We start from the raw sequence: 1582 nt of genomic DNA, 5'->3' as shown, positions 1-1582 counted from the left end.
CCACACACAAGAGATTCTCAATACAGACATTTTAGAATCTTTACCTGACAATAACGGTGCTTACGTCTATCTACTCAAAGACAATGATTGTAAAGATTTGGGAGAATCTGTATTGCTTATTCCTGAGACTTTTGGCGCAATTTTTAAAGTCCAAGATAACACAATGGTTTCTATCCAATTTGAATACAGCGATGAGATAATCCATACAAAAGCCCGATTTTGCCATAGCCTCAAAGGCACTATCGCTCTTTTGAAAACCTCTCAGATTCTAAACTATCCTTTCAGAAAGATCCTCTCGCTTAATGTTTAAAGTGTTTATGTCCCAAACACTTAAAAATCCCAACTTAAGATTCTATTTGCACCCAAGACTTCAATGAAATCATAATCAAAAATACAGCCCCACACTCAACATGCCATTGAGGAGTGTGTACATTCTCGCAGATTCCATACTTCCACCTAGCCGTGCAAAATAATTACCATATTGCCACTGTGCATTAAGTCCTGCATACACACTCGAAATACTAAGTGAAGCGGTTTGGATAAAGTGCTGTGAATTCGAAAAATCCTTGAAACTCGCACGAGACTGGATGCTATCTAAGAATCTCATTGTGTAGAAGCCAAATATTGATAGATTGAGCTCACTAGTACCAATTGGCAAAGTATAGATGGCATGCGCACCTAATGCTGCCCCCGGTACATTGTAGGTCTGTGCCTCTGACCTGAGGGCAAATAGACCACCTCTTTCCTCATATCCTCCCTGTGAAATTCCATTGATATTAGCAAGCACCATAGGTTTTAGCACAAGTAACCTGCCTAGTGCTATATCTTTACTTACTCCTAATTGTCCAAAATATGTGGTTGTGGTGTATTTGGCTTCTATTTTAGATGGCATGTCAGTACCTAGGATGCTACGAGTCGCCGTATTGCTCCCTACTCCCACACTTACTGAACCTAACAAAGAGAAATAACCTAGATTATAAATTGCGCTTGCACCCAATGTATATGTGCTATCACTACGATTAGCGTATGTGTGGCTAGCATTACCTATCGTGTAGTCAGCAAATACGCCTAGTATGAGATTATCATACACACGATTTTTGTATTGCAAGTTTGTAGAAAGTGCGCTTGCAGTGTAGGCAGTATGCTTCATTTTCGAATAGCTAGTATTGACTATCATCTGTTGGCGATTGGGACGACCAAATAATCCAGCTAGCACATTTCGCAGGTCACCTGCGGCACTCAAGCGAATAGGTCTGTTAGATCGTGTGCTATTCATTGGAGTTAGTATATAGCCCAGCGAGGCGAAGTTATTGCTTTGTTGTGCGTTCAATTCGTCGCTAACACTGCTTAGTGCAGTACTCTCTGCTATGCTATCAAGTGTCTGTGTGAATGTCTGCTCATCGACAAAATCCAACCTCTTAAAAAACCTATCATATTCCTCCTTGCCTTGTGTATCGTTATAGATAGTGTTTATCGCGCTAGACATACTCTGGCTCATATTCTGTGTTTTTAGCACATCGGCTTTTAGCTCAGCAGAGATTATTTGTGTATTTTTGTCAAATGTGATTCTTAGCGTGCGTGT

2 protein-coding genes are annotated in these 1582 nt (G+C 40.5%); one reads left to right on the top strand and one right to left on the bottom strand.

Annotation, left to right across the window (positions count from 1 at the left end; translation table 11 throughout):
* On the top strand, positions 1-310 hold a 310-nt coding region (locus CCY97_RS08345; protein WP_181562875.1), incomplete at its 5' end, for a hypothetical protein.
* Positions 311-385: 75 nt separating this feature from the next.
* Here the strand turns inward: CCY97_RS08345 and CCY97_RS08065 are convergent.
* Positions 386-1582: autotransporter outer membrane beta-barrel domain-containing protein (locus tag CCY97_RS08065; protein WP_112064950.1), on the bottom strand; the 1197-nt coding region annotated here is incomplete at its 5' end.

Origin of the sequence: Helicobacter sp. 10-6591 (assembly GCF_003288805.1) — a bacterium.
GTDB lineage: Bacteria > Campylobacterota > Campylobacteria > Campylobacterales > Helicobacteraceae > Helicobacter_F.
Note: the sequence above shows the minus strand (reverse complement) of the source record. Positions and strands in the feature narration are given on the sequence as shown.